A 26938-nucleotide genomic window follows, 5' to 3' on the forward strand; every position below is an offset into this window, starting at 1 on the left:
GTAGACTCACACGCATGCCAAAGATCACTGAAACGACAGTAGCCGAGCACCGCGCCGTCCAGCACCGTGCGGTGCTCGAGGCTGCCGAAAAGCTGATCATCACTAGCCATGGTGCAGTCCCCACCTTGGCCGAAGTTGCCGCAGAAGTCGGGCTTGCCCGCCCCAGCATCTATCGATACGTATCATCCCAGCACGATCTACTGGTACAGCTGCTTATTCAGGCGACCCAATCGTGGAATGAGCAACTCGAGGCCGCCATAAAGGTAGCCTCCCCGGAGCCTAAGAAGCGCATCCACGCCTATGTCGACGCCACGCTCGATCTCTTTATTCATAGTGCACACGGCCATTTAATGACCGCCGCACAGCACTTCCCCCAGGCCTTTGCTGACGAGGCAGTACAGAAGTCTCATGGCGGATTCGCCTCCATCGTTGACGAGTTCTGCCCCGGCGTTTCCCCAGTAGATATCTCGTTGCTCAATGCGGCCATCGTCCGCGCCTCTGAGCTGGCGGACGGCTCACCGGAAAAGCTCAACAGCGCAACGCAAACCCTCTACGCAATGGCCGAAGCCATCCTACCCTAGGCCACCACATCAAAAGAGCCCTCCGCGGATTAAAGCGGAGGGCTATTCAGGACCAGTTTTGGGACCGGTTCTAGACGCTTAGCGGCCTTCAAAGCGACGACGGAAATTGTCTTCGAGGCGGTTCCCAACGTCGCTACCACCCTTCTTGGATTGCTTGCCGCGATCCCGAGTGGACGACTGCGCACCGACTGCAACCAGAGAATCCTCCGAGTTCCCGCGCAGCATCCAGACGCCGGATCCAAACATGACTAGAAAGCCGAGGACCGAGAGGCTCACAAACCACAGGGATTGCTGGGCCAACGCAATACCGCCCACCATCATGCAGAGACCGACAACAATCAGGGCAACTCCGCGGAGGGTGATAGCGCCCGAGTTTGCGCCGAAAGAAGTTTCACCGGACACCGACGCACCAAAATCAGGATCATTGGCCAGCAACGACTGCTCAATTTCACGCAGCGCTTGCTGTTCGTGCTCAGAAAGGGCCACAGCGTCCTCCGTAGTGGGTTGGGTTTAGGTAGTGGAACTGGGAAATAGGATTACTACCTCTATAACGTCAAGGATAGCGAGATAGTTCCCGCAAAGACAGTCCACACGTTTTAAACGCACTACGCCCCACTACTGTGGCCCCGCGCTCCGCATTAAGCCGCGAGACCACCGAAGCCCAGCTCAGACTCAGTCGCATCCACATAGCGGGCGGCAAGCGCCACATAGCGATAGACCGTATCAGGATCAGGGACCGGATCCAGTCCGGATGCCACTCGCGAACGCACACGCGAGTAGTCCTTAAACTCCGCTGCCCACTGCGCATCAGCCGGGCCGATGAGCGCCACTTGCTCCCAAGCGGAGGTAGGCAAGCGCCGGCGACGTGACACCGTGGACGCCGCCACCCGAGCACCGGCAGCGCGCAGCGAGGCGCGATAGGCCATTTCCAAAGCGTCCGCGAAACGCCCCTCCGCCGCGCTCTGGCGCGCCTCCACCAACAAATCCAACGCTTGACCCACGAAACGATCGCGGCGTATGCACTGCAACGCCTCCCGGTTACGGCTCCGCGCCGCTGCTGTTGCTGAGATTACCTGTGCCATGACCTCTCCCCCTTGGGCTTCTTCCTGAGCTTGTCAATAGAGACTGTGTTGTTGATTTCCTGTCGTTGTTTGTTGACGCGATTCACCTTAAAGCCGCCTTCCTACATCCACCCCCAATGTTAGTCCACATGTTCGAATTTGACAATAGTTTTACCGAACTTCTCCACGTTTTTCGAACATGCACATCAAATTTGCCTGCGAAGGGTTCGTTGCCTGCTTTCACATACCGCAAGAATCTGTTGTTATTAGACATGTGAGTTACACGCTGCGCCGCCTAAGCCCCCAAGAGTTCGCCATTGCCCTCCCGCACTTGGTGGATATCTACATTGCAGCGATGAACTACGACCCCTCAGTACGCAACAGCTCCATCATGCGGTGGCGCGGGGATCTCATACGCCCGGGGTTTTCCTGCGTGGCGGCCACCTCCGAAGACGGCATCACCGGCTTTGCCTACGGCTTTCTAGGCTCTCCTGATACCTGGTGGGATAGGCAACTCCGCCGAGCGCTCTCCAACAACGGCGGCGCAACCCCAGAGCAAGAAGAGGTTCTCCACAACTATTTTGAGTTGGCGGAAATCCACGTAGTGCCCGAGGCACAGGGCCACGGTCTGGGCCGTGCGCTGCTTGAAGCACTGGCCTGGAACCTCCCCGCCCGCTACATCCTGCTCTCCACACCTGAGGTTCCCAATGAAGCCAACTCCGCCTTCGGCCTCTACCGCAAAATGGGCTTTAGTGACTTCCTTCGCCAGCTCCATTACCCCGCCGATTCACGCCCCTTCGCCATCCTGCAATCAGCTGTGCCGCTAGCACCAGCCGGTACCGCTTAACCTGGCGTCTAATCCGTGAGCCTGCCCAGGTAGAGTGGCAGGCGTGACTACTCCGCAAATACCTTCCCTGGACGATATCCCCGTAGCCGTACGCGAGGAGCTCGAGCTTTTCCTAGATAGTCAGCGCGACGCCATCGCGTCCATCGGTTCCCCGGTGACTAACGCGATCTCCTATTTGGAATCCTTCGTGCTGGACGGCGGAAAACGTATCCGCCCTCTCTACGCGTGGGCAGGTTTTATCGGCGCACATGGGCTCGAGGGCACGGAGTCCCCGCAGGCGATGCTCCGCGCAGCTTCTTCCCTAGAATTCATCCAGGCTTGTGCTCTCATCCACGATGACATCGTGGATGCTTCCGATACCCGGCGCGGCAATCCCACCGTCCACCGTGGCGTAGCCGCTCGCCATCGGGAGCTCGGGCTCAGCGGTGACGCTGACTTCTTCGGGCAGTCTCTCGCCATCCTTGTGGGCGACATGGCCTTGGTCTGGGCCGAGGACATGCTCCAGGATTCCGGCCTGAGCCCCGAGGCGCTCGCGCGCGCTCGGGCGCCGTGGCGGGCGATGCGCCGCGAGGTTATCGGCGGGCAAATGCTGGATATTTGCCTCGAAGCGGAAGGCTCCGAGGATGCAACGTTGGCGGACTCAGTAAACCGTTTCAAGACCGCCGCGTACACCATCGAGCGCCCGTTGCATTTGGGCGCAGCCGTAGCAGGAGCACCCGAAAAGCTTGTTGCCGCTTTCCGCGGCTATGGACAAGACATCGGGGTCGCATTCCAGCTCCGCGATGATTTGTTGGGGGTCTTTGGTGACCCAGCAATTACTGGCAAGCCCGCCGGTGATGATCTGCGCGAGGGCAAGCGCACGGTCCTCTTGTCATTGGCTCTGCAACGTGCGGATACCACTGATCCCGCTGCTGCCGCGGAGCTTCGCCGACTCATCGGCCAGACGGAGGATCCCGCAGATATTGCCCGCATGGCCCAGATCATTGCCGATTCCGGGGCACCGGATGTCGTCGAGCAGCGCATCAGCGATCTCACGCGCTCGGGCCTTGACCACCTTCATAATGCCCAGGTCGCCCCCGAAGTCACGGCAACGCTGGAAGAGCTTGCCCACAAATCCACCGCACGCCGGATGTAGCATGGCCCGCTCCGCATCCGCGCGCGTATCCCTGCGCATTCCCAACCCCCTTCCTTTGGGCATCGTCTCCGCGGCGATCCTTGCTCTCGCCTCCTTCTCTGGTGGCGCAACCCGGAACCGCGGCGGCTTTCTTGAGGCACTCAATATCGGTTTTCTCGCGTATGGCCACGGCCGCAACATCGGCATAGTCCTCTATTGGGTTGGCCTCTTTGGATTGGTCGCCGCGTGGGTCCTGGCTGGGCGTTATCTCATCGCCCCACAGCTCAAGAACCCGCAACCCGACGGCGCGCTGTCTGACATCCGCCGAATGCTGATGTGCTGGGTTGCCCCGCTGTTGTGCGCGGCCCCACTGGCTTCGCGGGACGTGTACTCCTATCTCATGCAGGGAGCCATGGTGCGCGATGGTTTCGATCCTTATGTCGAAGGCGCGGCTGTTAACCCCGGCCCCTTCCTGCTGGAAGTCTCACACGACTGGCGCAACACCACTACGCCTTATGGTCCGCTGCACTTGTGGATGGGCAACGGGGTAACCGACCTCGTGGGGGACAATGTCGCCGCGGGCATCATCGTCTATAAGGCGATATCGGTCCTCGGCTTTGCCGCCATCGCTTGGTCGATTCCACGCCTTGCACGCAGCATCGGGGGCGATCCGGCGCTAGCGCTGTGGTTGGGTGTAGCGAATCCAGTGATTCTATTGCACCTCATCGGCGGCATGCACAATGAATCGGTCATGGTGGGCTTGGTATCGCTGGGATTGCTCGCCGCGGTTCACAACAAGTTTCATCTCAGCCTCCTTCTTGTCGGCGTAGCGGTGTCGCTCAAAGCCACAGCTGTATTCGCCGCACCGTTTATCGTGTGGCTCATGCTGCACCACTGGGCGCCGAAAGGCACCACGCCACTCAAGCGCTTCGAGGTCTTTCTCCTGTCCGGCGTCGTTGCCGTGGCGGAGGTCGCGCTGGCGGTGGCGGTGATTACGTGGGCGTCGGGAAGCTCGTGGGGCTGGTTGTCACAAATCAGTGGCAATTCCAAGGTGATCAATCCCCTGGCCGGCCCTACCTTGCTCGCCGACATTCTGGTACCGCTCATCCAGGTCTTCTCCCCCGATACCACCTATAACGGGGTGCTCAGCGTGTTGCGTTCAATTGCGATGATCCTCATGCTCCTCGGCCTCGTCGTCGTGTGGTGGTGGGGGCGAACGGGCGTGCGCCGCGCGATTGCCGCTACGGCTGCTGCCTACCAGGTGGCGTTCGTCTTCAACTCTGTGACGCTTCCCTGGTATTACGCCTCCGTGCTGACGCTCATGGGAACCTTCCGTCCACCGCTGCCCTTGATCAAACTAACCACCGGCGTGGCCCTCTTTATCGGAGTGGCCTTCGCTGGCGACGGAAACCACCAGCTCTATAACTGGTTCTGGGACATCGCCATGGTGGTCGTGGCGTGGTCAGCAACGCAGTGGATTTTCGATGGTGTTCCACGCACCACCGCGGCCATGGATGAGGCTGCTACTGCTAAAACGCCGAAGCCTGCGCGCGCCGAATAACCTCGCGCGCAAGGTGCCCGTGGAGCGCGTCAATGGGGCGGCCTGGCAAGGACTCATCTTCGGTAAACAGGTGCGCCAGAATTTCATTGTCGCCCCAGCCGTTATCGGAGAGGACCGTAATCACTCCGGACACGTGCTTGGAAATGACGCCCTTGGAATTGAAGAATGCCTCCGGGACGAGGCGCTCCCCCTCGGCGTTTCGCCACACAATGAATTTACGCGCGTTGAGCAGGTCGAAGACGCGAGTGATGGGAAGATCGAGCTTTTCAGCAACCTCAGCGAGCGTCAGCAGCTTTTCCCCGGCGAGGAGCTGCGGTAGTTCCGGGTGGGGATTCTCGAAGTTGTTCTCAGAATTAGTCACGGACACAACTGTAGCCGGATCACACTTTGGGGCGCTGATCGGCCATACTGGAATCCATGACAAGGCTGAACGTGGGCGACATTCTCGAAGGACGCTACCGCATCGATCAGCCGATCGCTCGCGGCGGCATGTCCACTGTGTATCGCTGTGTCGACATGCGCTTGGGCCGCGCAGTGGCCGCCAAGGTCATGGATGAGCGCTATCACGATGACCCTGTCTTCGTCACCCGCTTCGAGCGCGAGGCCCGCGCCATGGCACAGCTAAGCCATCCCAACCTCGTCGCCGTGCATGATTTCTCCGCGGATGGGTTGCCCATCTATCTCATCATGGAGCTCATCACCGGCGGCACCTTGCGCGAGCTCCTTGCTGAACGCGGCCCCATGCCGCCACATGCCGCAGCCGGCGTCATGCACTCCGTGCTGGCCGGGCTCACCGAGGTCCACCACGCCGGCCTCGTGCACCGCGATATCAAGCCAGACAACGTTCTCATCACGGACAACCACCGCGTTAAGGTCGGCGATTTCGGCTTGGTGCGCTCCGCCAAAGCGGAGCACGATAGCTCGGGTCAAATCGTCGGCACCGTCAGCTACCTCTCCCCCGAGCAGGTTACGGGTGCGGATATCACCCCGGCTTCCGATGTCTATTCGGCCGGAATTGTCCTGTTTGAGCTCCTTACCGGCACGGTCCCCTTCCACGGCGAGACCCCACTGGCCCACGCCACAGCGCGCGTGCACGCGGATGTAGTGGCGCCGTCCTCACGCATCGAGGGGGTACCTATGCTTTTCGACGCCCTCGTGGCCACCGCCACCGCGCGCCAGCCGGCCGAAAGGTTTGCGGATGCCGGCGAATTCCTCGATGCGCTGGATGATGTATCCCGTGAACTGCAGCTCCCGCAATTCACCGTCCCCGTCCCGCGGAACTCGGCTGCTGCACGAACAGCTGCGGTGCCCACGGATTTTTCGGGGGCAGGCAATACCCGGGTCTTCGAAGCCACCTCCACGATCCCGGCGCCTCAACCGCCCACGCGGGAAACCCGTGTCGAGCCTCGAAACGATGCTTTTCTCCCGCCGGCCGCACCGGTAAATCCCCCGGCACCGTCCCCTGCGGTAGCAGAACCTTCTGCGCCGCTTCCCCCGGCCGGTGCCGAGGAGGAGCCAGAAGAGCGCCCTTTGAGCAACCGCAGCGCCATCGCGCTTATAGGTTTCCTCATACTAGTCGGGCTTGCCACCTTGGCCGTCGCCGTGGCGGCCTGGTGGTTTGGCTCCGGAGAATACGGCACGTGGCCGATTCTCTGGAGGCCATATTAGCCTGCGCAACTTCTAGTTGCGCAGCATCTCCGCGATAAGGAAGGACAGCTCCAGCGATTGCTGGGTGTTCAGGCGCGGATCCACGGCGGACTCGTAGCGGCCCGGCAGATCCACGTCCGTGATGTCCTCAGCGCCGCCGAGGCACTCGGTGACGTCCTCGCCGGTGAACTCTAGGTGGACACCACCAGGGTGAGTACCCAGTTCACGGTGCACCTCGAAGAAGCCCTGGACCTCGTCGACGATCTTGTCGAAGTGGCGGGTCTTGTAGCCGTTCGATGCCGTGAAGGTATTCCCGTGCATCGGATCGGACTGCCACACAACCTTGTGGCCGGAGTCCTCCACGGCCTTGATGATCGGCGGCAAGACGGAACGCACCTTGTCGTGGCCCATGCGGGCGATCATGGTGAGGCGGCCAGGCTCACGGTTCGGGTCCAAACGCTCTGCGTACTGCACAGCCTGCTCCGGGGTTACTCCTGGGCCAAGCTTGATGCCCACGGGGTTGCCGATGATGGAGGCGAAAGCGACGTGGAAATCGTCGAGGCCGCGGGTGCGCTCGCCGATCCACAGCTGGTGAGCGGACAGGTCGTAGAGCTTGGTCTCGCCGTTAGAGTCCGTACCCAAGCGCAACATGGAACGCTCGTAATCCTTCAGCAAGGCCTCGTGGGAGCAGTAGATCTGTGCCGAACGCAGGGTCTCGTCTGAGACTCCGCAGGCGTTCATGAAGGCCAGGCCGTTCTCAATTTCATTTGCCAGGGCCTGGTAGCGAGCGCCTGCCGGAGAGTTGGCCACAAACTCGCGATTCCACTCGTGGAGTCGGTAAAGGTCAGCAGTACCGGATTGGGTCAGTGCGCGGACCAGGTTCATGGCCGCCGAGGAGTTCGCGTAGGCACGGATCATGCGGGCGGGATCGTGGCGGCGGGATTCCTCGTTGGCTTCTACGCCGTTGACGATGTCACCGCGGTAGTTGTACAAGCCGTTTGCGTCCAGATCAGAGGAGCGCGGCTTCGCGTACTGGCCGGCGATGCGACCGAGCTTAACCACCGGGGTGGACGCGCCATACGTCAAAACTACGGCCATTTGAAGCAGCGTCTTGATGGTGCCGCGGATGTGCGGCTCCGTATTGGACTCGAAGGTTTCCGCGCAGTCGCCTCCCTGGAGGAGGAAGGCGTTGCCCAGGGCGACGTCGGCAAGCTTGCGCTTGAGGTCCTCAATCTCTGGAGCCACGACGATAGGTGGGACGGATTCCAGGATCTTGCGCACGTTATCGGCTTGCAGCTGATCCCAGCTGGGTTGCTGCTTTGCCTCGCGGGCAATCACATCTTGAAACTTCTCGTTGATCCCCTCCGGCAGCGGTGGCAGATCAGGGAGCACTTCTTTGGGAATATCTACTGTCCAACTCACACCCAGTATTTAACCATCTTGGGTCTATCGCGCGTTAGTTAATGGCATTTCGGCCACGGTATTAATTCACGCTTTATTAACGCGGTTGCCCCTAGTCAACGGCAAGTGCTGTTCACAAACCCGAAATTTGGCCAGATTATGGCGGGCGTCGACCAACGCGTCATGGTTGCCGTTCGGGACTGGAGGCAGCTTGGGGCGGCCGGCGAATTCCCAATACTGCTTAAGCTCCCGGGTATAGCGCGGCAGGCCCTTGGGCAGACTCGCCATATCGCCCCAGAGTTGCGCAACAACCACGTGGTCATAAGCGCCCACCCAGGCCCACAACTCGATGGGAGTGGAGTGCCGGCCGAGGAATTTCAGGAGATCTTCGCGGATGGTTTCGCGCGATTTCCAGACCGGATCTGCTGGACTCGGCAGCTTATCCAAAACATTCTCACGCACCCATGCGTTTGCCTTGGCCGGATCGAAGTCTGTGGATACCGCGTAGTATTCGCTACCGTCTTCCCCGACAATTCCGATGGAGACCAATTCAATGGTCGATCCGTCCTCGATAAATTCGGTGTCGTAGAAGTAGCGCACGCCCCGTATCCTAGTCTCCCGCCCACATAGGCCTGCCCACTGGGGTCTATACTCAACTGCGTGAAGAAAGCTCTCTCCTCCCCTCTTCTCCCCTTGTTCATAGCAGGGCTGGCCTCCCTAGCGTGGATTATCCAGCTTCCGGCATTATTCAGCAGCGGCAGCATTGCACCTTATTACCACATTGACCTCGATGTCTATCGCGAGGGAGGACGCGCGCTTCTACGCGGAGAGAATCTTTACGCACAGAGCTATGTGCTCGACAACGGTTTTTCGCTGCCTTTTACCTACCCGCCTTTTGCTGCAGCGCTTTTCGCCATGGTGTCATGGCTCCCGTTGTGGCCGCTGTCCGTTCTTCTTACCGCAGCATCGCTCGGGGCGCTGTGGGTTTGCCTGTATGCCGTGATTTCTCGGAGCTGTGCTACTGAGCGACCTGGTTGGTGGTCCTCGTGGGCATTGTGCGCCTGCATGCTGATGGAACCGGTTACTGAGACGCTCAGCTTCGGCCAAGTGAACCTTTTGTTGACCGCGGCGGTCGTTGTAGATTGCTTACTGCTGAGCCCACGAAGCTCGTGGCGTGGTGTGCTTACGGGCATTGCCATAGCCATCAAGCTCACCCCAGCGGTCTTCCTCGCCGTGTTTTTCGTTCGCCGCGACTGGCGCGCTCTTGCCACGGCGGTGGTCTCCTTTGTCGCATGTGGCGTAGTGGGGCACCTCGCCTCCCCGGCGAGCTCCGCGGTGTATTGGACCGATACCCTCCGTGATTCCTCGCGCATCGGCGGGCTGGCCTACTCCGGCAACCAATCACTCCGCGGCCTGCTAAGCCGCATTGTCCCCGAGCAAGCATCAGCTCTTTGGATTCTCGGATGCATCGCCATCGTCGCGCTTCTGTGGTGGCTCATGGAACATACATCATCGCAGGTTGAGCTCGTGCTGCTCGCTTCCTCGGCGGCGCTGCTGTGCTCCCCGGTCTCGTGGTCTCACCATTTCACGTGGCTCTGCTTGGCAGCGGTATATCTGACCGCCCGCCGACACTGGTTCCTAGCTGCCCTCACATGGCTGACGTTGCTGGCCCGCGGCCACTGGCTCGTCCCGCACAATGAGCAGCTGGAGCTGACGTGGTCGTGGTGGCAGCAGATTCCGGGCAACGACTATTTCTTGCTCGTCGTGTTTCTTGTCGCGGTGAGCTGCTGGCTCAGGCTTGAGCCTACAGACAACGGTTCCGTTTTTCGCCGACTCGCACCGATCGGCGGCGGTTTAAGCGTCCAGCCCACGACGGGCACCTTGCCCAAAGCCCACAGTGCTAGCGACGCGACAGCGCAATAAAGAACGCACATGCTAAGCCAGAACCACGTATTTTCCAGCGGCCACTGGCCCGCCAGGCTAACCTCCCGAGGATGGAGCGCCATGGGGTAGCCATAAAGAACGGTGAGACCGATGGGATGCCCTAGATAGATAGGCAGCGTGTGGGCACCGATGAAACGCAGACCAGTGGACAAGGCCGGAATATAGGACACCGCCACCGCCACCGCGATTCCCACTGGCACCTCGAAGAACTGCTCTACCATGCGAACGAGGATGTGAACGTCATCCCGCACCAGCGCCTCCGTACCAGGCAACAACCACGTGACGTCAACTTCTCCGGAGAAGTTATCCCACGCGCGGCGAGTAAAAAAGCCGATGGCGTAGGCCACTGTCATCCCGGAATACGCCCAAAAACTGCGGTGATCCCATATGCCCTTAAACGGTGCCTCGATAGCTGCAGCGAAGTCGGAAATGGCATCACGGAAATAGGCAGCGCCGACAAAGACCGGGAGAAACATGATGGCCTTCGCAATCGAGGTGTATTGCGCCTGCCAAGCGATGAACAGAATCGGGCTAAAGCTCAGCGCCATCGCTGCCCACCCGGGGAGCTTGCGTACGCACCACAAGAAGATGTTGAACAGAATCAGCGAATGCAAAAACCATGCCATGGAATGGCCCACGAGCAGGCTGGCCGTCATTTGACCAACATCGAAGACGGGATCTCCAAAGACCCAGTGGTACTCCACGCGTTTGGTTTGTTGCTCAACGAGCATCCAGACCACATAAGGAACGAGGAAGTACCACAGGCGGCGTGTGAAAAGCTCCGCGAAGCTAAAGCGAAAAACCTTCTGGGCAAAAAAGCCGCTCACCAAGAAGAACAGAGGTAAGCGAAGCGGATCCAGCCAGACGTTAAAGGCCGCCAGCCACGTCTCCCCTGATTCAGGAACGGTGAGCGTGATGTGCAGTAGCACGACACCCAGGATGGAGATGCCTTTCGCTACATCGGGCCACGCCAGGCGTTTGGTTAGAGAAGAAGACACTGACTACCGTGCCTCCGAACCGGGCTCGGCCCCTTCCGGGTAGCCGTGTCCAGCTTGCAGGGAGGCCTTCACATCGGAGGCGTATACATCGACATAGGGTTTACCCGCCAACTCAGCTAGCTGCTTCATCACGTAGTCCGTGAAGGCGCGCACGGTAGCGTGGTCCTGTGGATCAAGGTTGCGCTCGGCAGCCCACGCCTGGGGGTCGATGGGCTCACCCACGCGCATGCCGACGCGAACCGGGCGCGGGATCCATGAACCGATCGGGTTTGCCTTCCGGGTATTAATCATGGCAATGGGAATTACCTTCTCACCAGTGGTCAGCGCGATGCGCGCCATGCCGGTGCGCCCTTTGTAGATGCGCCCATCGGGCGAACGAGTTCCCTCCGGGTAGATTCCAAAGAGATCCCCACGGCCGATAATGCGTTGCGCGCTCGCTAGCATGGCGTCGCTCGCGTCTTTGTTGACGCGATCAATCGGCACCTGCCCCACGGAGCTAAAGAACCACTTTTGCAGGCCGCCAACGAAACCGGGGGTGGTGAAATACTCGCTCTTAGCCAGAAATGTAATCTGCCGCGGGCACAACAGGGGGAAGTAGAAAGAATCCATGACGGCTTGGTGAGAGGATGCCAAGATAGCCGAACCGGATTCCGGGATGCGATCCATTCCTTCGGACCATGGGCGGTTCCATACTCGAAGGGCCGGGCCAAAAAAGATGTGCTTAAAGGCCCAGTACCACTTGTTTCGCATCGCTTATAGTCCTATCTGTTTATGCCGAACAGACCGCGCTGTCCGGTGAAAGAAAAATGTGCGGTGTTAACCTCGGTGCTCCTGGCGGGCGAGATCAGCGACACCAATCATACCCGCCGCGGAACCCAGTTTCGCGGTTGCGACTCGGGCCAGAGGCCTGTGACCGGCCCCGACAATCTGGCTAGCCATGGCTTCCCGTGCCCGATCTAGGTACAGATCCGCGTCCTTGGATACCCCACCGCCGATGACGATCAGCTCGGGGTCAAGGACATCCGCCACCATGGATAGTCCCTGCCCCAACCACTGTCCGAAGTTATCCATGACAGCCAGACCTAGCGGATCTCCCCGGCGGGCAGCCGCGGTGATCTCCTCGCCGGAGGGATTCTCCGGGAGGGTGGTTTCAAAGTCACCGCGCAGATCCGCGCAGGTGTCCGGCAGAGCGGTTCCGGACGCGTAGCGTTCAAGGCAGCCGCGCTTTCCGCACGAACATTGGCGTCCGCCCGGCGAAACAACGAGGTGCCCAAACTCAGGGGCAGTGCCGAAAGCTCCGCGGTAAATCGTGCCGTCATTAAATAGCGTGGCTCCAATGCCGGTACCGACGGCAAAGAAGACCCACTCCTTCGCCCCGCGTCCTGCACCAAAGCGCCACTCCCCCCACGCGGCCGAGTTGGCGTCGTGCTCAAGCCGGACCGGAACATCCAAGCGCTTGCTCAAGATTTCACGCACGGGGGCGTCCCGCCACGGCAAATGCGGAGCAAAACGAACAATTTCGCATTCGGGATCCAAAAACCCTGCGAGGGCAAGTCCAACGGCATCAATGTCATGAGAAGCTGCGAGGCTGTCGACGCAACGCACGATGTCATCTTCGAGCTCTCGCGCTTCCGCGGCCGTAGGCACGCTCATCGAATCCACAATCTCTCCGGCGGGATCAATCACCGCGGCGCGCAGGTTTGTGCCACCAATATCGAACCCGATGGTGAGGCCACTGCGGCCGCCTTCAGCGGAGGGAGTGTGTTCAAGCATGACTAGTAGGATATACCCCGGCTTGCCCTCGATCACATTCGAGAATCTCGCGCAATCGTGCGCCCATGATTTCCCACGTCCAGCGCTCCTCCACGTGGCGGCGCCCGGCTGCCCCCATACGGTGGGCCCGGGGGGCATCGCCAAGCAACGTGCACAGCGCCTCCTCAAGCTCCGGCACCGAAGACCCGCGCACAACGAGCCCTGTCTCCGGAGTCACCGTCTCCGGCGCTCCGCCGGAATCTCCAGCAACCACTGGCAGCCCCGCCGCCTGCGCCTCAAGGTAAACAATGCCGAGTCCCTCGACGTCGAGTCCGCCACCCCGAGTGCGCGCAGGCATGGCGAATACATCGGCCGCATGGAGGGCCAAACGCAATTCCGCCGTATCTCGCGCCTCCTGAATCACGGCGTCTGGATAGTACAGATGCGCAAGTTCACGCAAGGTCGGCTCGTAGCGGCCGCGTCCGATAATGAGTAATTGCGCATCTGGAATTCGCCCACGCACCGCTGGCATAGCGCGCAAGAGTTGATCCTGCCCTTTACGCGGGACCAGGCGGGAGATGCAGACAATTACTGGGCCGGAACCCAACCCGAAATGCGCGCGGGCCGCCTGCTTCTCTGCTGCGGTAGCTGGCGTGAAATCCTCCAGGTTGACCGCCGAGGGCAAATGAACCCACCGCGCACCCGAGCCGAACGCGGGCTCCAACCTGTTGCGCGTGTAGTCCGAGATATACGTGAGGACATCCGAAGACTTGCCGATTCTGTGCAAGGCTTGTCGCGCCCCAGGAAGCATGGACCACCCCACCTCATGCCCGTGCGTTGTGGCTACGATGCGGCGCGCGCCCGCTGCACGCGCTGCCGGCGCCATGAGCGCGAGTGGGGCCGCGGCACCAAACCACACGGTCTCGATATCGTGTTCTCGGATGAGGCGCTGCATCTGGCGGTCCGTGGCAGGCGTTGGCAGCATGATGGAGCGCGGCCAGCGGACCACGGTATAGGGCAGCGTCGAGTCATACTCCGCAGCGGCGTCCCCGTCTTGGGTCGAGGCAAAGACGATGACATCCTGCGGGTTGAGGGTCGCCAGAAAGTCTCGGAGATAAGACTGAATCCCGCCGATGGTGGGCGGGAAATCATTGGTGACGAGGAGTGTGCGCGGCATGTCCTAATAGCGTACGGCACCTTCCACCGGCATGGAATTCAGCGGCACCACGGCCACGGGGACGCCATAGGTGGAGGCATGAACAATCTGGCCATCACCGATATACATTCCCACGTGGGTAACGCCGGGGTAATAGCCCACAATATCGCCCGGCTGGAGCTGGTCCAGCGGCACCGGCGTACCGCCGGCGAGCTGCGCCTGCGAGGTACGCGGAATGCTCTTACCCATCTGCTGATAGCTCCACACCATCAGGCCAGAACAGTCAAAAACATCAGGACCCGTTGCGCCCCAGCCATACGGGGCACCAATACGGCTGAGAGCGGCTTCCACAGCGGCAGACCCGGAGCCATCGGCCAGCGCAGCCAAGTCAAGGTTGGAGGATCCACCGAAGTGCTGGACCCATGCCTCACGCGCTTCTGGGCTTAAGCCATCAACGGTGGCCTCAAGTTCCTTCTGTTGTTCTTCCAGCTCGGCCTTTTCTTTCAGCACCGAGTCACGCTTTACCTGCAGCTCGTCACGCTTATGGCGTGCCTCCTCGGCGGCATCAACTGCCTCTTGATGCGCGTCGTCGGCCGCTGCGGAAGCCGCGACCATTGCGTCTTCCTCACGCTTCGCGGCCTTGGATAGGGCACCTAGATAGCCCATCCGTTCTACCGCACTGGCCACGTCATTTGCATTGAGGGCGGCGGAGACCGACGTTGCGGCGGCATTCCTACGATAGCGCTTCTGCGCTAGAGCATCGATGCGTTCCTGTTGTTCGGCCACAGCGGCTGAGGCGTCTTCGGAAGTGCGCTGCGCTTCCTCGGCCCTTAATTCCAGCTCGCCGATCTCTTTCTCCGACTCAGCGAGCTCATCCTCGAGCCCCTTGACTTCCTCACCCTTGGCAGACACGCGCTGGGCGACGTCCGCCATGCGCTCAATGAGGCCGGGCAGGTCTTCAGGATCCTCCGCTTGCGGAGCGCCTTCCTGCTGCTGCTCCGGAGAAACCTCCTGGGACAAAGCCGACGGTGAAAGGACGGCAACTGGAACCGTGCTCAAGGCAAGTGCAGCGACCGCACACGCAAGGCCACGACGCGACATGGATACCCCCGAAACTTAGAGAAGGTTAATAGATAACTGAATTATACCCTCAGTCGAGCAAAAACATAACGGCTACAAGAATAACCGAACCCCTTCCCCACCCTCACCATCAACATGGCAAGAGCGGCGGAAGGGGTTAGGACGATTACCGAGTGCGCTTAGAAGCGAACTGCGGAGTGAATCGGCATGTAGTTCAGGGAACGCTCACCCACCGGGGTACCGGAGTTCAGAGCGTCAATGATGGTGCCATGGCCGGTGTAGATGCCAACGTGAGATGCACCGGAGTAGTACACGATGATGTCACCCGGCTGCAGGGCATCAAGGGACACCGGGGTGCCAGCGGATGCCTGTGCCTGGGACGTACGCGGGATGGACACGCCAGCCTGCTGGTAGGCCCAGGAGGTCAGGCCAGAGCAATCGAAGGCGCTCGGGCCGTTAGCGCCGTAGACGTACGGGGAACCGATCGCGGAACGAGCGGCTTCAAGAACCTTCTCACCCACGGACTGGGTCGGCGCCGGGGCCGGTGCCGCCGGGGACTCAACAGCAGCGGCGTAGCCGCCACCCTGGTTTGCTTTGAAGGCAGGGATGTAGCGATCAACGTTGGGCAGCTGCTGAATGTTAGGAACATTCTCCAGGCCGGCGACCTCAAAGCGGATGTCGGTGTCCGGAACAACGACCTCGGCAGCGTTGGCGGCAGCCGGTACGGTAACAGCTGCGGTTGCTGCAATAGCAGCGGTAGATGCGATGCGACGGGTGTTCACGTTGCCCTGACGACGGTGCTTAGCCACGAATTTAAACTCCAAATCTTCCTATGCGCCTACTTCCTCCGCACGGAAAGCATGTCGCTTTCCAGAGTGCGGATAAAAGCTCTGACCCAAGGTGCGGGCCTAGCGTTCGACGATGACCCATTCCTGTAGAGCCATCTCCGCTCGGCCCCCGGTTTTAGGAGGGGCCAGACGCGGCGCTTAAATCTTCAGTTCGTATTGAGCACCGGTGATGTGTACACCGTGTCGGTAACTCAATGTCTCGAATAGGTTACGAAATCATCACAAGCAATGTCGAGTCGGAAACACAAAACCGGCTTCGTTACCGTCCTGTTATCAAACGGAAACCTAAAAGACATCCCCCGCGCGGCCCCAACTCCAATACACACTACCCGCCGGAGAATACGGGCAACAACCTGCCACAACGGGGCCACAATCCATCACGAGACCGCTAGACCAATAGCGCAAGCCCGCAACCAGAAGAGGCTACAAAAATAGCGGTGTAACCTTCGTCACATACCGGTAATGCTAGGAATCAAATGCCCCAATCTACCCACAGTGCACTCCTAAAACACCACCAAAGAATCAGGAAATGCTGTGAACTTTTAGCAGATTCCTCCACCGACCCCCAGTACTATTCCTCACCCCACCAGAGATCAGCCACCTTGCGTGACATTAAGGAGCAAAGTTGACTCACCGTTAACGGAAATTTAACTGAAGCCGCTCTACCCAACCATGGCAGAGCCATGAAGCGCTTATCCGAGTCAGGGCCCACCAGTGCGCCCTGAAGCCCGCCACAGCGCTACGAAGCGGATACAGAAACGCTGAGAGCCCGTGTTCCTTTCCTCGTATTGGAAAGGAGCACGGGCTCTTGTGAGCGTGTTTCAGCGAGTGAAGGCGCTAGATGCGGCCGTTCTCCTCGTCTTCGCGGCGATTAGACTCGTTGAGCTGGCGGAACATCTCCGCCTCCTCAGCGTGGTTCTCGTGGCGAATCTCGTTGACGCGGGAGACGATGGACGGGTCATCGGAAGAGAAGATGCCCTGTGTCTCGGAGTCAGCCAGACCAAGCTGGTTGAGCTGCTTCGGAACCGCGGCACCGGAGTACTCGAGCGGAATCGGGTGTCCATGGTCATCCACCGGGCCAAGCGGCTGGTGAACCTCAATGAAGGCACCATTCGGCAGCTGCTTGATAACGCCAGTCTCAATACCGTGCTCAAGGACCTCACGGTCGGAGCGCTGCAGACCAACGCAGATGCGGTAGGTCATGAAGTAAGCGATCGGCGGCAGGACGATGAGACCGATACGGCCAACCCAGGTCATCGCGTTCAGGGAGATCTGGAAGAAGTGAGCCACGTGGTCGTTACCACCGGACAGCGTCACCAGAAGGAAGAACGTGATGGCAGCCGCGCCGATAGCGGAGCGAACCGGGACATCGCGCGGGCGCTGCAAGAGATTGTGGTGGGCGTCGTCACCAGTCAGCTTCTTCTCGATGAACGGGTAAGCAAACAGCAACACAACCATCAAGCCACAGAGCAGTGCAACCCAGAAGGCGGACGGAATCGTGTAGTTGCCGATGTACAGCTCCCATGCCGGCATGACACGAGCAACACCGTCAGTCCACAGCATGTAAATATCCGGCTGGGAACCAGCGGAAACCTGAGACGGGTTGTACGGGCCAAGGTTCCAGATGGAGTTAATAGTCATCAGACCGGAGATGAGAGCCAGTACGCCGGCAACCATCATGCCCATGCCAATGGCCTTGGTGGCGAAGACCGGCATAATGCGGACGCCAACAACATTGTTCTCAGCGCGGCCCGGTCCAGGGAACTGGGTGTGCTTCTGGAACCAGACCATGATGAGGTGAGCTGCAATCAGGCCCAGGATGATGCCCGGGATAACCAGCACGTGCAGGATGTAGAAACGATCCAGCATCAGGTCGGACGGGAAGTCGCCACCGAAGATGGCCCAGTGCAGCCAGGTGCCGATGATCGGCAGGCCCAGGATAATGGCGGACATGATTCGCAGACCGACACCGGAGAGGAGGTCGTCCGGGAGGGAGTAACCGAGGAAGCCCTCGATCATGCCCAAGAGAATCAAGGCGCAACCGATAATCCAGTTGGCCTCACGCGGGCGACGGAACGCACCGGTGAAGAAGATGCGAAGCATGTGGGCAATCATGGACATCATGAACATGAGTGCTGCCCAGTGGTGCATCTGGCGCACGAACAGACCGCCGCGGACCTCGAAGGAGAGGTCAAGCGCAGTTGCATAGGCGCGCGACATCTCCACACCGTTGAGCGGGGTGTAAGCGCCGTCGTAAATGACCTTCGTGATGGAAGGATCGAAGAACAGCGCCAAGTAGATGCCGGTCAGCACCAAGATGATGAAGCTGTACAGTGCCATCTCACCGAGCATGAAGGACCAGTGAGTGGGAAAGACTTTGTTGAGCTGGGTACGCAGGACGCCGGCAGCGGAGTACCGCTCGTCCATGTTGTTACCCATCTGTGCAAGTTTGTTACTCATTATGACTTACGCTCCCAGAATGCAGGTCCGACGGGCTCGATGAAGTTGCCCTTAGCAATGAGGTAGCCCTCTTCGTCCACGTCAATCGGCAGCTGCGGAAGTGCACGGGCGGCAGGACCGAAGACCGGCTTGCCGTAGTGCAGAGCGTCGAACTGCGACTGGTGGCACGGGCAGAGAATGCGGTTGGTCTGAGCCTCGTACAACGAGGTCGGGCAACCAATGTGGGTACAAATCTTGGAGTAGGCGTAGTAATCGCCGTAGTGGAAGTCCTCCTGGCCCTTGCGCTCGATGGCCTTCTTGGCGTCATCGTTGCGCAGGCGGATGAGCATCACGGCGTTACGGTTGCCATGGATGGAGTGCATGTGGTTCTCGTAGACGTCCTTGTCCTCGGAGTACTCAGCACCATCGTTGACATCCTCAGCAGCCAGCGGGAAAACGGTCTCCATGCCGCCGGCCGCAAGGTCCTCCGGACGTACACGAACCAGGCGGGTAACACCGCGGGTGGTGTAGTGAGTGCCGGATTCGCCTTCATGCTTCTCGGCAATAGTACCGGTGTCGCGAGCAAGGTAGAGCTTGACGCCCTTTTCATGCATGGTCCAACCGGAGGTCCACAACGTGCCGTCGCCGGCATAGTTCAGATCGTGGCGCTTCTTCCACGGGTTATTGATGGCGCCACCCAGCGGCGCAATAACCGTCAGGCCGAACAGAACGCCGGCGCCGCCGAGCAGACCCTTGATGGTGGAACGGCGACCAAGCGTCGACGTGTTCCAAGAATCATTAAGCAGCGCGGTCAGCGTGCGGCGGTCCACCTCTTCGGAAGGGCCGTCGTGGCGACGCTGAACTGAGATCTCCTCCGGGAGAATCTTCTTGACGTACTGAACGATGGCGAAGCCCAGACCCAGAATGCACAGGCCGGAAGTCAGGCCCAGCAGCGGGGTGTAGAGGGTGTGCCACCACAGGCCGTCCTCTCCCAGCATCTTGTACTGCCACGGCCAGAAAAGGTAAACGCCAAGGAAGGCGATGCCCATCAGTACAGAAACGATGAGCCAGAAGGTGACATTGCCGGCGGCGCGCTTCTCAGCGGGGTCGCCCTCGACCGGGAAGCGTTCCTTGCGGAATGCGACGGTGACGTCGTCAAGCTCGGTGCCGAGTGCTGCGAGCTCGTCGTTGCTCATAGCATCGAGCTCTTTGCGAGAGTAATTCTTCTTTACGTTGCTCATGAGCGAGATCCAATCCACATAGCGGCAACGCACAGAAGGCTGATGCCGATGATCCACATTGCCAGGCCCTCAGCCACTGGGCCGAGACCGCCGAGCGACCAGCCGGCCGGGGACGGGGTTTCCTTTGCAGACTTGAGGTAGGCGATGATGTCCTTCTTCTCGTCTGCGGTCAGCTGACGGTCAGAGAACTTCGGCATGTTCTGCGGGCCGGTCAGCATTGCCTGGTAGATCTCCTGCTCGTTGGCCGGAGCCAGCGGCGGGGCAAACTTACCGGAGGACAGCGCGCCGCCCTTGCCGGTGAAGTTGTGGCAGGACGCGCAGTTCATGCGGAAGAGCTCAGAACCCTTAGCTACGTCCTCTGCCTGAATCTGCCCGTTGTAGTTAGCGCCGCGCAGGGATTCCTGCGCAACGGAGCCGTCCTCGTTGTAGACGATATCGGCACCGCCACCGTTGGCAGCAACATAAGCGGCAAGCGCCAGGGTTTGCTGCTCGGTGTAGCGCGGAGTCTTGCGCTCAGCCTGAGCGTCGTTAGACATCATCGGCATGCGGCCGGAGTGAACCTGGAAGTACACGGAGCCGGCACCAATGCCAACGAGGGACGGGCCGCGGTCCTGGATGCCCTGCAGGTTAGCGCCGTGGCAGGTAATACAAGCGACTTCGTAGATGTCCTTGCCCTCTTGAACGAGTGCCTGGTCATCCTTTGCGGCGGTAGCCACCTGCGCGTCAGGGGTCAAGGCAGAAGCCAAGACGCCAGCGCCGGTAAGGCCGATGCTCAGCGCAAAGACGCCAGCCAGCGTGCGCTTCGCCTTGCGGCGACGGCGGGTCTTCTTAGCCGCGGCAGTGGTGTCTTCCACTGCGGCGGGCTGCTGGATGTTATCCATCATTTTCCTTTAGATAACTCGTACATGGAAATGAATGGCTGTAGGCCGGTTGCTCCCCGGCGACTACGGCCTACTGAACTAGGTAGATGACTACGAACACGCCGATCCACACAACGTCAACGAAGTGCCAGTAGTAGGACACTGCCATTGCCGCGGTGGCCTGTGCAGGCGTGAACTTGGAGCGGGCGATGCGCGCCAAGATGATTCCGAAGGAAATCAGACCCGCAGTCACGTGAGCCGCGTGGAAGCCGGTCAGAATGTAGAAGACCGAACCGAACACGCTGGACTGAACAGTGACACCAGCCATGATCAACTCTGTCCACTCGAACGCCATGATGCCTAGGAAGACAACACCCAACGCGATGGTCACCGAGTACCAGAGTCGGAGCTTGTATACGTCACCCCTTTCTGCTGCAAACACGCCGAACTGAGAGGTCACGGAGGAAAGAACCAGGACTGTCGTAATGATGAAGCCCATCGGCACGTTGATGTGCGCGGTGTGCTCAGCCCAGTCACCCTCCTGGCCGTTCGCACGCGAGGTGAACCACATCGCGAACAGTCCAGCAAAGAACATCAATTCCTGAGACAGGAACACGATGGTGCCAACGCTGACCATGTTGGGTCGGTTCAGCGCGGCAACACGTGGTGCTGCCATACCTTGGTTAGAAACTACGCTCGTCACGCATAACAGTATGGCTGGTCTAGCCGCATAAGTCATCTCATTTCCCCCCGTTTTTTTGAGGCCAGAGCATAGACCTTCACTATCTTCAGCTCGTCCGGAGCCCCCAAATCATTCAGGAAATAGTTGGGAACTTTTCACCGCGCTTTACGACGCCCCATCCCTGCAGGTAGTGCAACGTACTAACGAAGACGGCAAGCATTCAAAGCACGTCAACTACCCGGAGCCCGTCCGCCAGAGCTACTTCCCCATGACGTGCCCTAATGAGATAAATCACACCCCCGCTCGGCCGCGTAAGTGCAGGACTGCAACTTTCGGATGACCCCCGTAAAAACGCACGTTAACGTGCTGGAATTCCTACGGCCGACCTGCTCCCAGCCATCCTGGTACCCCAAGCCCTTCCCCAGTCTGCCGGGCTACACGAAGTTTTTTGGGGCCTCCGGGAACTTTTTGCAACGCTTCGCGACGCCTTGAAGATCGACAAGGCCCCCGCCACGTTGCGTGGCAGGGGCGTGAGAAGTCGTGGCGCTAAATCGCGCGGCAGATGTGGCTTTAGCCTTAGTGCTTTTCCTTCGGAATACCGTACTGCAGGGACAGGCCGGTAACGGACGTCACGAGCAGGACAGCACCCAGAATGATCATCCAGAAGTAGAGGTAGATGATACCAAGACCCAGCACCGCAATGGAGCCGGTCATGCACAGCGGCCAAATGGAGCTCGGAGAGAAGAAGCCGAGGATACCGGCTCCATCTTCAGTCTCCGCTTCCTCCCAATCTTCCGGAGTGACGTCAACGCGGTTATCGGTGAAGTGGAGGTAGCCGCCCAGCATGATGCAGAGCAGCATGGCAAGGACCATGCCGACGATGCCGACCCACTCGGTGCCGTATAGGTAGCCATCATCCTTGACGTAGTTAACACCAATGATGTAGACGATGAGCGACACGAAGAGGTAGGTCGCAATTGCGTAAAAGACCTTAGATGTTGCACGCATTGTGTATCAGTTCCTTTTCTTATGCCGCAGACGTGGTGTCAACGAAGTTGTCGGCATCGCGGGTATCGCGCAGCGAGTTGAACGGAGTAGTGGTAACTGCGTAAGGCTCTTCACCAATGTGCTCAAGGGCCTCGGCGTTGGTTGCCTGCGGATTCTCCTCACGGAACTTGAGGTACTCGTTAAAGTCCGCGCGGTCAACGGTGCGGATCTCGAAGTTCATCATGGAGTGGTAGGTACCGCACATCTCAGCACAGCGGCCGACGAAGGCACCCTTTTCCTCAATCTTCTCAACCTGGAAGCGACGCTCCTGGGAGTTCTTCTCCGGGTGTGCGTAGGCATCGCGCTTAAACAGGAACTCCGGAACCCAGAATGCGTGGGAAACGTCACCGGAGGCAAGACGGAACTCAATCGGAGTGTCTACCGGGAGAACCAGAACCGGAACCTCTTCGGTGGTACCGACGGTCTCAATCTTGTTGAAGTTGAGGTAGGAAATGTCGCCCATGGACTTACCGTGAATCGGGTTGGGGTTCGCAGTACCCTCTGGATCCACAGCAGATTCCTCAGCGAGCTTCTGGCGCTCAGTATCGGCGCCGTTGTAATTCTCGCCATCAACCTTGTTCTCGGCGTAACCAAACTTCCAGTTCCACTGGAAGGCAGTCACGTCAACGGTGACCTCAGGGTTCTTATCCAAGGCCGTAACCTTCTGCTGCGCCTGAACGGTGAAGAAGAACAGGCCCATGATGATAAGGATCGGAATGATGGTCAAAGCCATCTCCAGCGGCACGTTGTACTGCAGCTGCTTCGGGAACTCGCCCTTGCCAGCCTTCTCAGCCTTCTTCGCGCTCCAACGGAAGATGGCGGTGAGGAAGAGACCCCACATAATAAAGCCGATGATCCATGCAGCAACCCAGACCCAGATCCAGAAGTTGTACATCGAGTGAGCCTCAGGGGTAACCCCCTTTGGCCAACCCATACCTAGGAGATTTTCAACGGCCGTCGGCGCTGCGACGTCACAACCTGCCAGAGCTAGACCGCCCAGAGCGATAACGCCCGCCAGGCCTGCCTTACGGCCGAGGTTGCGTTGCTTACGCTGTCCCACGTGTGTTCTGCCTTTCTGTGCACACAAACTTCTCGAATACTCACAGAGCATTCCTACCCAATCAGGATAGAGGATCATGCCTGAATTTCAGACCTTTTCGCTGGACTGATCAGGTGTTAGTTCCGCTCTATAAATAGTGAACGTACGGGATGTTACCGGCCCACCTGCGCAAGGTCACACCAGCTACCCCACCCTCCCCCTTCCGCCTATGACTCAATTCACAAGGCATACTGCTGTACATCATCCGAAAGTTCGCACCCTAACGGGGAACGCGGCGCGGGGTTCGCAGATCGCCCAACTCCAGCCGTAAAGTGTGTCGAGGATAGACCTTGATATATAAGGAGAAGCAAGTTTATGTGCGGACTCTGCGCGCTGCTCAGCGCCGATCGCAACGCCGCCCAACACGTGGAGGCACTCGAGCAGTCCCTCCAGTGCATGCGCCATCGCGGCCCCGACGCTGCTGGTACTTGGCATGACGATGATGCGGCTTTTGGTTTTAACCGCCTGTCCATCATCGACCTCGAGCACTCCCACCAGCCGCTGCGTTGGGGTCCCGAAGACAACCCGCAGCGCTACGCTCTCACCTTCAACGGCGAGATTTATAACTACGTCGAGCTGCGCGAAGAGCTCATCGCCGCCGGCTACACCTTTAACACCGAGGGCGATGGTGAGCCCATCGTCGTCGGCTACCACCACTGGGGCAAGGACGTAGTAGAGCACCTACGCGGCATGTTTGGTTTCGTCATCTGGGACACCGAAACGCGCACGATGTTTGCCGCTCGAGACCAGTTCGGCATCAAGCCCCTCTATTACGCCACCACGGCTGCCGGCACGGTGTTCGCCTCCGAGATGAAGTGCATCCTCTCGATGGCCAATTCGCTAGGTCTAGATCTCAGCCTTGATAAGCGCGCCATCGAGCACTACACCGACCTGCAGTACGTGCCGGAACCGGAATCCCTCCACGCCAATATTCGCCGCGTCGAGTCGGGTTGCACCGTTACTCTTCGTCCCGGCGAAAAGGTCGTGTCTGAGCGCTACTTCAAGCCTCGCTTCCCTATTCAGCCCGTTAAGCAGGGCGAAGAGCAAAAGCTCTTCGACAAGATTGCACGGGCGTTGGAGGATAGCGTCGAGAAGCACATGCGTGCCGATGTAACCGTAGGTTCCTTCCTGTCCGGCGGCATTGACTCCACTGCCATTGCGGCCTTGGCCAAGCGCCACAATCCGAACCTGCTCACCTTCACTACTGGCTTCGAGCGGGAAGGCTATTCCGAGGTGGATGTCGCCGCCGAGTCTGCCGAGGCAATCGGTGTGGAGCACATCGTCAAAATTGTCTCCCCCGAGGAGTACGCCGACGCCGTCCCGAAGATCATGTGGTACCTGGACAATCCCGTTGCGGATCCTTCCCTCGTTCCGCTGTACTTCGTCGCCCAAGAGGCCCGCAAACACGTCAAGGTGGTACTTTCCGGCGAAGGCGCAGACGAGCTCTTTGGTGGCTACACCATTTACAAGGAACCGCTCTCACTGGCTCCGTTTGAGAAGATTCCTTCCCCACTGCGCCGCGGCTTGGGCAAGCTCTCGCAGGTGCTCCCCGAAGGAATGAAGGGCAAGTCCCTACTCAACCGCGGTTCCATGACCATGGAGGAGCGCTACTACGGAAATGCTCGTTCCTTCAACTTCGAGCAGCTCCAGCGCGTCCTGCCCTGGGCTAAACAGGAATGGGACCACCGCGAGGTGACCGCGCCGATTTATGCGCAGTCTCAAGATTTCGACCCCGTAGCCCGCATGCAGCACCTCGACCTCTTTACGTGGATGCGCGGCGATATCCTGGTCAAGGCCGACAAGATGAACATGGCCAACTCGCTCGAGCTGCGCGTGCCCTTCCTTGACAAGGAAGTGTTTAAGGTCGCGGAGACCATCCCCTATGACCTCAAGATTTCGCACGGCACCACCAAGTACGCGCTGCGCAAGGCCATGGAGCAGATCGTCCCGCCGCACGTGCTGCACCGCAAGAAGCTTGGCTTCCCAGTTCCCTTGCGCCACTGGCTGGCCGGCGATGAACTCTACGGTTGGGCCCAAGATCAGATCACGGAGTCCCAGACCGAGGACATCTTCAACAAGAAGGAAGTACTGGAGATGCTCAAGGAGCATCGCGACGGAGTATCCGATCACTCGCGCCGCCTGTGGACGGTTCTGTCCTTCATGATCTGGCACGGCATCTTCGTGGAAGAGCGCATCGACCCCAAGATTGAGCAGCGCGATTATCCCGTGAAGCTCTAGAGTCACCCACCCTCTTCTGTCCAACTTCCAGAAGTAGGAAACGGTACCGGGAACCCGGTACCGAGAAGATTGAAGAATAAAAAGCGAAGCCCTCGCCACGTGGCGAGGGCTTCGGCATATCGTCTATGTGACTTTAATTGAAGGAGTCACCGCAAGCGCAGGAACCGCCAGCGTTGGGGTTATCGATGGTAAAACCCTGTGCCTCAATGGTGTCGGAGAAATCAATCTTGGCACCGGTGAGGTACGGGATGGACATCTTGTCTACGACGAGGTTAACGCCGCCGATGGTGTCCACCTTGTCACCATCCAGAGTGCGGTCATCGAAGTAGAGCTGGTAGCGCAGGCCAGCGCAGCCACCCGGCTGGACAGCGATGCGCAGCGAGAGATCATCGCGGCCTTCCTGCTCAAGCAAGGACTTTGCCTTGGCAGCAGCGGCCTCGGTCAGGATAACTCCGGTTGCAGACGCGGGAGCGGTCATGGTTTCTCCTCTTATATATACGGAATTTTCTGGAGCCCACCCTACCCCCTCACAGGAGAGGAAGAAAGGATGCCTCGCAGTAGAACAGTGTCGTGCTCTCTTTCCTCAACGCCGGCTCCCGCGGGCCTATTCCCAGTATGTCCATGCGACCTTGTACGCTAAACAGCGTGAAACTTCCGTGGCAAAAAGATGACAAGACCTCTTCACCCGCCGAACAAACCCCGGCGCCGGAAGAGCAACCCGCCGCCGAGAAACCGCACCGCAAGGGCTACACGCCGCCGAAGGGCCGCCCTACGCCCAAGCGCGATGCGCAGGAAATCGCCCGCGGCGTCAAGCGCGATCCCCGAGGAATGTCGGAGGCGCAGCGCTACCAGCACCGCAAGGAGCTCAAGGCTTCCATGTCCAAGCAGGAGTGGAAGGAATACAAGCGCAAAGAGCGCCAAGAGTCCCGCGAGCGCAACAAGGTGGCACAGGAGCGCATGGCCGCTGGCGACGAGCGCTACCTACTCGCCCGCGATAAGGGCGAGGTCCGCCGCTACGTGCGTGATTGGGTAGATTCCCGCCGCTTCATCAACGAGTGGGTCATGCCTTTTGCCATCGTGTTGCTGGTGCTCATGTTCGTCAGCACCCGGGATCCGCGCCTGTCCCAGATCATTTCTATCGGCGCCATGGCGGTCATCGTGGTCTTCGCGGTTGAGGGCTTCTGGCTCGCGCGCAAGTGCAATAACGCCGTACGTCTCAAGTTCCCCGGCACCACCGAGGCCGGTTTTGGCCTAGGCTTCTACGCGTACTCCCGCGCCTCCCAGCCGCGTAAGTGGCGCACCCCGCGCCCGCAGGTGGAGCGCGGAGCCACCGTCTAGACCG

25 protein-coding genes and 1 pseudogene are annotated in these 26938 nt (G+C 59.6%); 8 read left to right on the forward strand and 18 right to left on the reverse strand.

The window, feature by feature from the left end; all coding sequences use genetic code 11:
- Nucleotides 1-14: 14 nt before the first annotated feature.
- The gene (locus HMPREF2792_RS10100) at nucleotides 15-581 is read left to right on the forward strand and encodes a TetR/AcrR family transcriptional regulator (protein ID WP_070533334.1); all 567 of its coding nucleotides are present in this window, start codon (nucleotides 15-17) and stop codon (nucleotides 579-581) included.
- Nucleotides 582-659: 78 nt separating this feature from the next.
- Here the strand turns inward: HMPREF2792_RS10100 and HMPREF2792_RS10105 are convergent, their stop codons facing one another.
- Together HMPREF2792_RS10105 and HMPREF2792_RS10110 are read right to left on the reverse strand one after the other, a co-directional pair.
- Complete coding sequence (locus HMPREF2792_RS10105; RefSeq protein ID WP_070533336.1) at nucleotides 660-1067, reverse strand: DUF3040 domain-containing protein; 408 nt, start codon at nucleotides 1065-1067, stop codon at nucleotides 660-662.
- Nucleotides 1068-1219: 152 nt separating this feature from the next.
- Nucleotides 1220-1663 (reverse strand): SAV_6107 family HEPN domain-containing protein, encoded by a 444-nt coding sequence (locus HMPREF2792_RS10110; RefSeq protein WP_070533338.1) that lies wholly within the window; start codon nucleotides 1661-1663, stop codon nucleotides 1220-1222.
- A 253-nt stretch (nucleotides 1664-1916) separates the two neighbouring features.
- On the opposite strand from HMPREF2792_RS10110, the gene HMPREF2792_RS10115 reads away from it, so the two are divergent.
- The 3 genes from HMPREF2792_RS10115 to HMPREF2792_RS10125 are packed head-to-tail and all read left to right on the forward strand — an operon-like array spanning nucleotide 1917 to nucleotide 5164.
- Nucleotides 1917-2489, forward strand: coding sequence for a GNAT family N-acetyltransferase (locus HMPREF2792_RS10115; RefSeq protein WP_070533340.1), 573 nt, complete (start codon nucleotides 1917-1919; stop codon nucleotides 2487-2489).
- A gap of 43 nt (nucleotides 2490-2532) precedes the next feature.
- A complete protein-coding gene (locus HMPREF2792_RS10120; RefSeq protein WP_070533343.1) occupies nucleotides 2533-3624 on the forward strand; it encodes a polyprenyl synthetase family protein in 1092 nt (363 codons plus the stop codon).
- Between the two features lies 1 nt (nucleotide 3625).
- Nucleotides 3626-5164: an alpha-(1->6)-mannopyranosyltransferase A gene (locus tag HMPREF2792_RS10125; RefSeq protein WP_070519832.1), complete on the forward strand. Its 1539-nt coding sequence runs from the start codon at nucleotides 3626-3628 to the stop codon at nucleotides 5162-5164.
- On the opposite strand, the gene HMPREF2792_RS10130 is transcribed toward HMPREF2792_RS10125, so the two are convergent.
- Nucleotides 5133-5531, reverse strand: a complete 399-nt coding sequence (locus HMPREF2792_RS10130; protein ID WP_070519830.1) for an Rv2175c family DNA-binding protein — start codon at nucleotides 5529-5531, stop codon at nucleotides 5133-5135. The two genes, HMPREF2792_RS10125 and HMPREF2792_RS10130, sit on opposite strands and share 32 nt — an antisense overlap.
- 50 nt (nucleotides 5532-5581) lie before the next feature.
- Here HMPREF2792_RS10130 and HMPREF2792_RS10135 point away from each other — a divergent pair, with 50 nt between their 5' ends.
- Nucleotides 5582-6832, forward strand: a complete 1251-nt coding sequence (locus tag HMPREF2792_RS10135; protein WP_070533345.1) for a protein kinase domain-containing protein — start codon at nucleotides 5582-5584, stop codon at nucleotides 6830-6832.
- 12 nt (nucleotides 6833-6844) lie between these two features.
- On the opposite strand, the gene HMPREF2792_RS10140 is transcribed toward HMPREF2792_RS10135, so the two are convergent.
- Both HMPREF2792_RS10140 and HMPREF2792_RS10145 read right to left on the reverse strand, forming a co-directional pair.
- Nucleotides 6845-8233, reverse strand: a complete 1389-nt coding sequence (locus tag HMPREF2792_RS10140) for a class II 3-deoxy-7-phosphoheptulonate synthase (protein ID WP_070533347.1) — start codon at nucleotides 8231-8233, stop codon at nucleotides 6845-6847.
- Nucleotides 8234-8299: 66 nt separating this feature from the next.
- Entirely contained in the window at nucleotides 8300-8812 is a 513-nt protein-coding gene (locus HMPREF2792_RS10145; protein ID WP_070519824.1) for a polyadenylate-specific 3'-exoribonuclease AS, read from the reverse strand.
- A 60-nt stretch (nucleotides 8813-8872) separates the two neighbouring features.
- Between HMPREF2792_RS10145 and HMPREF2792_RS13480 the strand changes: the two genes are divergently transcribed.
- Nucleotides 8873-10135 (forward strand): glycosyltransferase 87 family protein, encoded by a 1263-nt coding sequence (locus tag HMPREF2792_RS13480; RefSeq protein ID WP_369821996.1) that lies wholly within the window; start codon nucleotides 8873-8875, stop codon nucleotides 10133-10135.
- A 35-nt stretch (nucleotides 10136-10170) separates the two neighbouring features.
- Here HMPREF2792_RS13480 and HMPREF2792_RS10155 read toward each other — a convergent pair.
- The 12 genes and pseudogenes from HMPREF2792_RS10155 to HMPREF2792_RS10210 all read right to left on the reverse strand — a co-directional run.
- Nucleotides 10171-11154: pseudogene (locus tag HMPREF2792_RS10155) on the reverse strand (acyltransferase family protein); the annotation flags it as partial.
- Nucleotides 11155-11157: 3 nt separating this feature from the next.
- A complete protein-coding gene (locus HMPREF2792_RS10160; protein ID WP_070533353.1) occupies nucleotides 11158-11904 on the reverse strand; it encodes a lysophospholipid acyltransferase family protein in 747 nt (248 codons plus the stop codon).
- A gap of 66 nt (nucleotides 11905-11970) precedes the next feature.
- Entirely contained in the window at nucleotides 11971-12927 is a 957-nt protein-coding gene (locus HMPREF2792_RS10165) for an ROK family protein (RefSeq protein WP_070533355.1), read from the reverse strand.
- On the reverse strand, nucleotides 12920-14083 hold the full coding sequence (locus tag HMPREF2792_RS10170) for a glycosyltransferase family 4 protein (RefSeq protein ID WP_070533356.1): 1164 nt from the start codon (nucleotides 14081-14083) through the stop codon (nucleotides 12920-12922). The genes HMPREF2792_RS10165 and HMPREF2792_RS10170 overlap by 8 nt, the downstream gene beginning before the upstream one ends.
- A 3-nt stretch (nucleotides 14084-14086) precedes the next feature.
- Entirely contained in the window at nucleotides 14087-15163 is a 1077-nt protein-coding gene (locus HMPREF2792_RS10175) for a C40 family peptidase (protein ID WP_070533358.1), read from the reverse strand.
- 158 nt (nucleotides 15164-15321) lie between these two features.
- Entirely contained in the window at nucleotides 15322-15951 is a 630-nt protein-coding gene (locus tag HMPREF2792_RS10180) for a C40 family peptidase (protein ID WP_070533388.1), read from the reverse strand.
- An 876-nt stretch (nucleotides 15952-16827) separates the two neighbouring features.
- Entirely contained in the window at nucleotides 16828-18450 is a 1623-nt protein-coding gene (locus HMPREF2792_RS10185) for a cytochrome bc1 complex cytochrome b subunit (RefSeq protein WP_070533360.1), read from the reverse strand.
- Nucleotides 18450-19670 carry a cytochrome bc1 complex Rieske iron-sulfur subunit gene (locus HMPREF2792_RS10190; RefSeq protein WP_070519809.1) on the reverse strand — a complete coding sequence of 407 codons (1221 nt, stop codon included), beginning with the start codon at nucleotides 19668-19670 and terminating at the stop codon, nucleotides 18450-18452. The genes HMPREF2792_RS10185 and HMPREF2792_RS10190 overlap by 1 nt, the downstream gene beginning before the upstream one ends.
- The gene (locus tag HMPREF2792_RS10195) at nucleotides 19667-20554 is read right to left on the reverse strand and encodes a cytochrome bc1 complex diheme cytochrome c subunit (protein WP_070519807.1); all 888 of its coding nucleotides are present in this window, start codon (nucleotides 20552-20554) and stop codon (nucleotides 19667-19669) included. The genes HMPREF2792_RS10190 and HMPREF2792_RS10195 overlap by 4 nt, the downstream gene beginning before the upstream one ends.
- A gap of 67 nt (nucleotides 20555-20621) precedes the next feature.
- Nucleotides 20622-21233, reverse strand: coding sequence for an aa3-type cytochrome oxidase subunit III (locus HMPREF2792_RS10200; protein WP_369815732.1), 612 nt, complete (start codon nucleotides 21231-21233; stop codon nucleotides 20622-20624).
- A 555-nt stretch (nucleotides 21234-21788) separates the two neighbouring features.
- Nucleotides 21789-22220, reverse strand: a complete 432-nt coding sequence (locus HMPREF2792_RS10205) for an aa3-type cytochrome oxidase subunit IV (RefSeq protein WP_070533361.1) — start codon at nucleotides 22218-22220, stop codon at nucleotides 21789-21791.
- Nucleotides 22221-22239: 19 nt separating this feature from the next.
- Entirely contained in the window at nucleotides 22240-23319 is a 1080-nt protein-coding gene (locus HMPREF2792_RS10210; RefSeq protein WP_070533363.1) for an aa3-type cytochrome oxidase subunit II, read from the reverse strand.
- A 354-nt stretch (nucleotides 23320-23673) separates the two neighbouring features.
- Here HMPREF2792_RS10210 and asnB point away from each other — a divergent pair, with 354 nt between their 5' ends.
- Entirely contained in the window at nucleotides 23674-25596 is a 1923-nt protein-coding gene (gene asnB, locus HMPREF2792_RS10215) for an asparagine synthase (glutamine-hydrolyzing) (protein WP_070533365.1), read from the forward strand.
- Between the two features lie 133 nt (nucleotides 25597-25729).
- On the opposite strand, the gene HMPREF2792_RS10220 is transcribed toward asnB, so the two are convergent.
- Nucleotides 25730-26074 (reverse strand): HesB/IscA family protein, encoded by a 345-nt coding sequence (locus HMPREF2792_RS10220; RefSeq protein WP_070512402.1) that lies wholly within the window; start codon nucleotides 26072-26074, stop codon nucleotides 25730-25732.
- Nucleotides 26075-26241: 167 nt separating this feature from the next.
- Between HMPREF2792_RS10220 and HMPREF2792_RS10225 the strand changes: the two genes are divergently transcribed.
- The gene (locus HMPREF2792_RS10225) at nucleotides 26242-26934 is read left to right on the forward strand and encodes a DUF3043 domain-containing protein (RefSeq protein ID WP_070533389.1); all 693 of its coding nucleotides are present in this window, start codon (nucleotides 26242-26244) and stop codon (nucleotides 26932-26934) included.
- Nucleotides 26935-26938: the final 4 nt, after the last annotated feature.

Origin of the sequence: Corynebacterium sp. HMSC068H04 (assembly GCF_001811255.1) — a bacterium.
Classification (GTDB): Bacteria; Actinomycetota; Actinomycetes; order Mycobacteriales; family Mycobacteriaceae; genus Corynebacterium; species Corynebacterium hesseae.

Bases quoted from the DNA above. Each gene is read 5' to 3' on its own strand.
- HMPREF2792_RS10220 (WP_070512402.1), bottom strand. From the start codon at position 26,074: ATGACCGCTCCCGCGTCTGCAACCGGAGTTATCCTGACCGAGGCCGCT.
- HMPREF2792_RS10165 (WP_070533355.1), bottom strand. From the start codon at position 12,927: ATGCTTGAACACACTCCCTCCGCTGAAGGCGGCCGCAGTGGCCTCACC.
- HMPREF2792_RS10205 (WP_070533361.1), bottom strand. From the start codon at position 22,220: ATGCGTGCAACATCTAAGGTCTTTTACGCAATTGCGACCTACCTCTTC.
- HMPREF2792_RS10185 (WP_070533360.1), bottom strand. From the start codon at position 18,450: ATGAGTAACAAACTTGCACAGATGGGTAACAACATGGACGAGCGGTAC.
- HMPREF2792_RS10190 (WP_070519809.1), bottom strand. From the start codon at position 19,670: ATGAGCAACGTAAAGAAGAATTACTCTCGCAAAGAGCTCGATGCTATG.
- HMPREF2792_RS10110 (WP_070533338.1), bottom strand. From the start codon at position 1,663: ATGGCACAGGTAATCTCAGCAACAGCAGCGGCGCGGAGCCGTAACCGG.
- HMPREF2792_RS10125 (WP_070519832.1), top strand. From the start codon at position 3,626: ATGGCCCGCTCCGCATCCGCGCGCGTATCCCTGCGCATTCCCAACCCC.
- HMPREF2792_RS10170 (WP_070533356.1), bottom strand. From the start codon at position 14,083: ATGCCGCGCACACTCCTCGTCACCAATGATTTCCCGCCCACCATCGGC.
- HMPREF2792_RS10195 (WP_070519807.1), bottom strand. From the start codon at position 20,554: ATGATGGATAACATCCAGCAGCCCGCCGCAGTGGAAGACACCACTGCC.
- asnB (WP_070533365.1), top strand. From the start codon at position 23,674: ATGTGCGGACTCTGCGCGCTGCTCAGCGCCGATCGCAACGCCGCCCAA.
- HMPREF2792_RS10175 (WP_070533358.1), bottom strand. From the start codon at position 15,163: ATGTCGCGTCGTGGCCTTGCGTGTGCGGTCGCTGCACTTGCCTTGAGC.
- HMPREF2792_RS10135 (WP_070533345.1), top strand. From the start codon at position 5,582: ATGACAAGGCTGAACGTGGGCGACATTCTCGAAGGACGCTACCGCATC.
- HMPREF2792_RS10160 (WP_070533353.1), bottom strand. From the start codon at position 11,904: ATGCGAAACAAGTGGTACTGGGCCTTTAAGCACATCTTTTTTGGCCCG.
- HMPREF2792_RS10100 (WP_070533334.1), top strand. From the start codon at position 15: ATGCCAAAGATCACTGAAACGACAGTAGCCGAGCACCGCGCCGTCCAG.